Raw genomic sequence first — 6,316 nt, forward strand, 5'->3', positions numbered from 1 at the left:
GTGCATGCGAATGTCGCGGTACTCGCCATGCGGCAGCCGGCCGGCGGCGATCAGTTCCTTGACGAAGGCGATCGAGCGGAATTCGCGCAGGAGTCCGGCATTGAAGGTGATCTCGTCGATGCGGTTCTGGATCTCGTTGGCGCTCTTTGGCGTGCCCTCGCGCACCACCGGATTGATCTGGACTAGGAGCACGTCCTCGGTGGCAGTCGTCTTGAAGAACGGATAGAGCGCCGGATTGCCGCCATAGCCGCCATCCCAGTAGGGCACGCCCTTGATTTCGACGGCGCGGAACAGTTGCGGCAGGCAGGCCGAGGCCATCACCGTGTCGAGGTCGATCTCGCCGTCGGAGAAGACGCGCAGCTGTCCGGTCTCGACATTGGTCGCCGAGATGAACAGCTCCACCGACTTGCAGGCGCGCACATTGGAGAAGTTGATCTCCTGCTTGACCACGTCGCGCAGCGGATTGAGGCCGAGCGGATTGGCGACATAGGGCGAGAACACCCGCGACATGGTGTCGAAGAAGACATAGCCCGGCGTGTTCTCGATCGACCAGTTGCCCCAGGCGACATCCCACGGCATGCGCTGCACCGGGCTGAAGCGGCCTTTCCGCGCCACCGCGCGCCAGAAATCGTCGAGCTTCTTGCGTGCTCCCTCGACGCCGCCACGGACAAAGCCGTCGGCCAGCGCCACCGCGTTCATCGCGCCGGCGCTGGTGCCGGAAACGGCTGAAATCTCTAGCCTTCCATCCTCCAGCAGCCTGTCGAGAACGCCCCAGGAAAAGGCGCCGTGCGAGCCGCCCCCCTGAAGCGCGATGTTGATCTTCTTCTTTTCCTCCGCCTTGCCGTTGGTCGTCATGGCGTTCCTGTCGTTGAATGGCCGGCCTCGTCCTGCCCGGAATCGGGCGACGCGCCGGCAGCGGACCTATGTTGCAGTGCAGCATATAAGTCCTGACCAAGGCAAGAACACGAACACGGTCGCGTGATCACATGAAATTTCGGTCATGAAGAAGAGCCTCACCGCCTTTTGGCGGAGAGGCGACATTCATCAAGATGGGCTGGCCGCCTTAGGCGACGAGATCCGGCACCGGCCCGACATAGCGCGACTGCGGCCGGATCAACCGTCCTGTCGTCTGCTGCTCGCGCGCATGGGCGATCCAGCCCGAGATGCGGCCGGCGGCGAAGACGTTGGTGAATGCGTCCTTTGGGAAGCCTGCCGCTTCCAGCAGGAGCGCAGTGTAGAACTCGACATTGGTCTGGATCGAACGCTGCGGCTTGGCGACCCGAAGCACGTCGAGCGCCGCCTGCTCCACCGTCTCGGCAAAAGCCAGCCGGCTGCCCATCTTCCCGCTACCTGGCCCCTTGCGGGTGGCCAGTTGCCGCACCACCGCTTTCAGCACGTCGGCGCGCGGATCGCGCACCCGGTAGATGCGGTGGCCGAAACCCATGATGCGCTCGCCTTGCGCGATCTCGTCGCGCAGCCAGCCGGCGCCGTCGCCGCACGCCTCGATCGCGTCCAGCATCTCGATGACCGGTCCGGGCGCGCCGCCATGCAGCGGCCCCTTGAGCGCGCCTAGGCCAGCCAGAATCGCCGAGGTCAGCCCGGCTTGAGTCGAGGCGACGACGCGGGTGGCGAAGGTCGAGGCGTTGAGACCATGGTCGCAGACAGTGACGAGATAGGTGTCGAGCGCTTTGGCCAGATCGGGCGAGGCCGCGCTGCCACCAAGCATGCGCAGCATGTCGGCGGCATGATCGGCATCCTTGTTTGGTGCGACCGGCTGGTCCCCGCGTCCCGCCCGCAGCAAGGCCGGAGTCAGCACCGCCGGCGCCGCGATCAGCCGCAGCGCATCCGTCAACGTCCCGCCGTCCGGCAAAAGGGCGATGCCGGCCCGCATGCCGCTGTAGACATCGAGCGCGGCCAGCGTCGGAAAAATCGGCTGGAGCCGCAGGAACACCTCGACCCGCGCCCGGCCGATCGCCTCGGCCAGTTCAGCATCGCCGGGAAGGTCGTCGAAGAAGCCGTCGAGCAACAGGCGCGCCACCTGCGGATAGCGCCAACGGCCGGCCAGTTCCGGCAGCGAATGGCCACGGATCGTCAGCCGGCCGCCGAGGCCGTCGACATCGGAAAGCACGGTTTCCGCCGCCACCACATCATCGAGCCCGTTTGCCATGTCCGTCTCCTTCGCCATTTACGGACTTGAATTAATGGTACAAGTTCGAGGCATCAATCTTGATCAAGTGAATCAATATGTCCAAGCAATCGGCTGCATGACAAACAACATGACCGAATGGCTGACGCGTGAGGAGGCGCTGGAACGGCTCAAGGTGCGGCCGCAGACGCTCTATGCCTATGTCAGCCGTGGCCGTATCGGCATGCGTCCGGACGCAGCCGATCCGCGCCGCAGCCAGTATCGCGCCGACGACATCGCCGCCCTCGCCACGCGCCGCGCGCGCGGCCGAAGCCCGCGAGCGATCGCAGAAAGCGCCATCGACTGGGGCGAGCCGGCTTTTGCCACCACGATCTCGACCATCCAGCATGGCGGCCTTTTCTATCGCGGCAAGGATGCTGTGGCGCTCTCCGGCGCGGCCACGCTGGAGGAGACGGCAAGCCTGCTCTGGGCAGCGGACGTCCCGGTGTCGTTTGCCTCGCCCGGCCGCCATGACGCGCGCGAGAGCGGTCGCGGCGCGGCATTCGCGACGCTGGCTGAACTGGCTGCCGAAGGCCGGCCTTCGCTGGGACGCGGGCCAGCCACGCTCTACCGCGATGCTGCCGACGCCATCGCGGCCCTGGCCGAGGCGCTCGGCGCGGCTGCGGGAAACGGCGCCGTGCATGAGCGATTGGCGCGCGGCTGGTCGGTCGGCACTGCCGGCGCCAATTTGATACGCAGGGCATTGGTGCTGCTCGCCGATCACGAGTTGAACGCCTCGACCTTCGCCACGCGGGTCGCCGCGTCCACCGGCGCGTCGGTTGCCGCCTGCCTGCTTGCCGGTCTTGCCACACTGTCCGGACCGCGCCATGGCGGCGCCGGCGAGGCCTTGCTCAATCTCGTCGAGGACGCCGAAAGGCTGGGAGCCGATGCGGCGGTCGAGCGCTGGCTTGGCCACGACCGGCCGCTGCCCGGCTTTGGCCATCCACTCTATCCGGAGGGCGACCCAAGGGCGGAGGCGTTGTTGTCCGATGTCGAGATCGATGGCTGTATGTCATGCCTCGGCGATGCCGTTCTCGGCGCGACGGGGGCGCGCCCGAACATTGACTTCGCGTTGGCCGCGCTGACGCGTCAGTTGCGCCTGCCGCCCGATGCGCCGTTCCGGCTGTTCGCGCTCGGGCGCAGCGTCGGCTCGGCCGCGCATGCCGTCGAGCAGGTCATGAGCAACCGCCTGATCAGGCCCCGCGCCCGCTACGACGGGCCCGTCGGGATTTAGCGGAACTGGTGCTTATCAAAGCCAAGCCCTGGGGCGCGTCGCTCCAGGGCTTGTTGAGATTCAGGTCAGGCCGGCTTCACCTGTATGGCAACGTGCCCGTCACGACATCGTGTCGAGCTTGCGCTGCATGGCCGCGATCTGTTCCTTCAGCTCCTGGAGATCATCGGACTTTTCCGGCACTTCCTTTTTCGCAGGCTCGGCTGGGGTCGGCGAAGCCCCGTTCGCCGTCGCCGACGGAAACGGCGTGAACATGCGCATGGCGTTCTGGAACATCTCCATGTTGCGGCGCGTCTGCTCCTCCAGCGCCTTCATCGGCGTCGACATCTTCATCATGTCCATCGGCGACTTGCCGAACGCGCCCTTCATCTGTTCGCGAAAACGTTCCTGCTCCTTGGAGAAGGCGATCATCGACTGCTCGAGGAAGCTGGGCACGATCATCTGCATCTGGTCGCCGTAGAAGGCGATCAGCTGGCGCAGGAACGGGATCGGCAGCATGTTCTGCCCATCCTTGTTCTCCAGCTCGAAAATGATCTGGGTCAGCACTGGATGCGTTATGTCGTCGCCGGTCTTGGCATCCTGGACGGTGAATTCCTCGCCCTTCTTGACCATGTCGGCGAGGTCTTCCAGCGTCACATAGGTGCTGGTGCCGGTGTTGTAGAGTCGGCGGTTGGCATATTTCTTGATGACGATCGGGTCGTCTTTCGCGGCCATCAGTATCCTCCCCGGACACCGGCGCATTTGAGTAAGCAGCCGGTAACGATTGCGCCCTGTCAAGGATATGCGCAAAAGCGTCACAATTCCAAGTGGTTTGTGCAGTGCAAGATCGATTAATGCTGCATGGCGGCCGGAATATGCTGCGCAGCGAAGCGGGGACTGCAGCCCTGGCCAGCGCAGGCCTGCTTGCGGCGCATGGCCGGCATGCCCATTTCCGGTTTGACTTGGCACCGGGAAAGGGCAAGAAAGTTCCTCAACGATAGCCTAAAACACGACACCTCGAAGTCTGGAGAAGAAAATGTCCGCATCCAATGGCATAGTTGTCGCCAGCGCCGCGCGCACGGCAGTCGGCTCCTTCAACGGCAGCTTCGCCGCCACCCCGGCACATGAACTCGGCGCGGTCGTCATCAGGGAATTGCTCGCGCGGGCCAACGTCGAGCCCTCGGAAGTCGACGAGGTGATCCTCGGCCAGGTTCTGACCGCCGCCCAGGGCCAGAACCCTGCCCGCCAGGCTTCGATCAACGCCGGCCTGCCCAAGGAGACCACCGCCTGGGGCCTCAACCAGGTCTGCGGCTCGGGCCTGCGCGCGATCGCGCTCGGCATGCAGCAGATCGCCACCGGCGATGCCAAGGTGATCGTCGCCGGCGGCCAGGAATCGATGTCGCTCTCGGCGCATGCCCAGCATCTGCGCGCCGGCGTCAAGATGGGCGACTACAAGATGATCGACACCATGATCAAGGACGGGCTGTGGGATGCCTTCAACGGCTATCACATGGGCAATACCGCCGAGAATGTCGCGCGCCAGTTCCAGATCACCCGTGACGACCAGGACCAGTTCGCGCTGGCTTCGCAGAACAAGGCCGAGGCCGCGCAGAAGGCCGGCAAGTTCAAGGACGAGATCGTCGCCTTCACCATCAAGGGCAAGAAGGGCGATACGATCGTCGACCAGGACGAATATATCCGCCACGGCGCGACGCTCGACGCCATGACCAAACTTAGGCCCGCTTTCGACAAGGACGGCACGGTCACCGCCGCCAATGCCTCCGGCATCAATGACGGCGCGGCCGGCGCGCTGCTGATGAGCGAGGCCGAAGCCGCCCGGCGCGGCATCACCCCGCTGGTCCGCATCGCTTCCTGGGCGACCGCCGGCGTCGATCCGGCGATCATGGGCACCGGCCCGATTCCGGCCTCGAAGCGGGCGCTGGATAAGGCCGGTTGGTCGGTCAAGGACCTGGACCTGGTGGAGGCCAATGAGGCCTTCGCCGCACAAGCCTGCGCCGTCAACAAGGGCATGGGCTGGGATCCGTCGATCGTCAACGTCAATGGCGGCGCCATTGCCATCGGCCATCCGATCGGCGCCTCCGGCGCCCGCGTCTTCAACACGCTGGTCTTCGAGATGCGCCGCCGCGGCGTCAAGAAGGGTCTTGCCACGCTTTGCATCGGCGGCGGCATGGGCGTCGCCATGTGCGTGGAAGCGCTCTGAACTTAGCGAATAGCGAATAGGGAGTGGCTAATAGGGTAGAATGACGTGACGGGATATCAGATCCCTACTCGCTATTCGCTACTCCCTATTCGCTCTTCCGACCAAAGGGAGGAACTGCATGAGTAAGGTAGCAATCGTCACGGGCGGATCGCGCGGTATCGGCGCGGCGATATCGATCGCTTTGAAGAAGGCCGGCTATTCGGTTGCGGCGAACTATGCCGGCAATGACGAGGCGGCCGCGAAGTTCAAGGCCGAGACCGGCATCCCGGTCTACAAATGGTCGGTCGCCGACTATGACGCCTGCGCTGCCGGCATCAGGCAGGTCGAGGCCGATCTCGGCCCGGTTTCGGTGCTCGTCAACAATGCCGGCATCACTCGCGACGCCATGTTCCACAAGCTGACCCGCGAGCAGTGGAAAGAGGTCATCGACACCAACCTGTCCGGCGTCTTCAATATGACGCATCCGCTGTGGGGCGGCATGCGCGACCGCAAGTTCGGCCGCGTCATCACCATCTCCTCGATCAACGGCCAGAAGGGCCAGGCCGGCCAGGTCAACTATTCCGCCGCCAAGGCCGGCGACATCGGCTTCTCGAAGGCGCTGGCTCAAGAGGGCGCCCGCGCCGGCATCACCGTCAACGTCATATGCCCCGGCTACATCGCCACCGAGATGGTCAGGGCAATCGACGAGAAGGTGCTCAAC

At 64.8% G+C, this 6,316-nt stretch carries 6 protein-coding genes; 3 read left to right on the top strand and 3 right to left on the bottom strand.

Features of this window, described 5'->3' with window-relative positions:
- Window positions 1-855: patatin-like phospholipase family protein (locus tag EN742_RS20335; protein ID WP_148670169.1), on the bottom strand; the 855-nt coding region annotated here is incomplete at its 3' end.
- Between the two features lie 208 nt (window positions 856-1,063).
- Window positions 1,064-2,167, bottom strand: a complete 1,104-nt coding sequence (locus EN742_RS20340) for a citrate synthase/methylcitrate synthase (RefSeq protein WP_126057907.1) — start codon at window positions 2,165-2,167, stop codon at window positions 1,064-1,066.
- A 109-nt stretch (window positions 2,168-2,276) separates the two neighbouring features.
- Between EN742_RS20340 and EN742_RS20345 the strand changes: the two genes are divergently transcribed.
- Window positions 2,277-3,419, top strand: a complete 1,143-nt coding sequence (locus EN742_RS20345) for a citrate/2-methylcitrate synthase (RefSeq protein WP_126059332.1) — start codon at window positions 2,277-2,279, stop codon at window positions 3,417-3,419.
- A 99-nt stretch (window positions 3,420-3,518) separates the two neighbouring features.
- Here the strand turns inward: EN742_RS20345 and phaR are convergent, their stop codons facing one another.
- Window positions 3,519-4,130: a polyhydroxyalkanoate synthesis repressor PhaR gene (gene phaR, locus EN742_RS20350; protein ID WP_126057906.1), complete on the bottom strand. Its 612-nt coding sequence runs from the start codon at window positions 4,128-4,130 to the stop codon at window positions 3,519-3,521.
- 301 nt (window positions 4,131-4,431) lie between these two features.
- Between phaR and EN742_RS20355 the strand changes: the two genes are divergently transcribed.
- Together EN742_RS20355 and EN742_RS20360 are read left to right on the top strand one after the other, a co-directional pair.
- Entirely contained in the window at window positions 4,432-5,616 is a 1,185-nt protein-coding gene (locus EN742_RS20355; RefSeq protein WP_126057905.1) for an acetyl-CoA C-acetyltransferase, read from the top strand.
- A gap of 118 nt (window positions 5,617-5,734) precedes the next feature.
- Window positions 5,735-6,316: SDR family NAD(P)-dependent oxidoreductase (locus EN742_RS20360; protein ID WP_128333200.1), on the top strand; the 582-nt coding region annotated here is incomplete at its 3' end.

Origin of the sequence: Mesorhizobium sp. M4A.F.Ca.ET.020.02.1.1 (assembly GCF_004022645.1) — a bacterium.
Lineage (GTDB): Bacteria > Pseudomonadota > Alphaproteobacteria > Rhizobiales > Rhizobiaceae > Mesorhizobium.

Excerpts from the sequence above, each read along its gene's own strand:
- EN742_RS20340 (WP_126057907.1), bottom strand. The coding sequence starts at position 2,167 with ATGGCAAACGGGCTCGATGATGTGGTGGCGGCGGAAACCGTGCTTTCC.
- EN742_RS20345 (WP_126059332.1), top strand. The coding sequence starts at position 2,277 with ATGACCGAATGGCTGACGCGTGAGGAGGCGCTGGAACGGCTCAAGGTG.
- phaR (WP_126057906.1), bottom strand. The coding sequence starts at position 4,130 with ATGGCCGCGAAAGACGACCCGATCGTCATCAAGAAATATGCCAACCGC.
- EN742_RS20355 (WP_126057905.1), top strand. The coding sequence starts at position 4,432 with ATGTCCGCATCCAATGGCATAGTTGTCGCCAGCGCCGCGCGCACGGCA.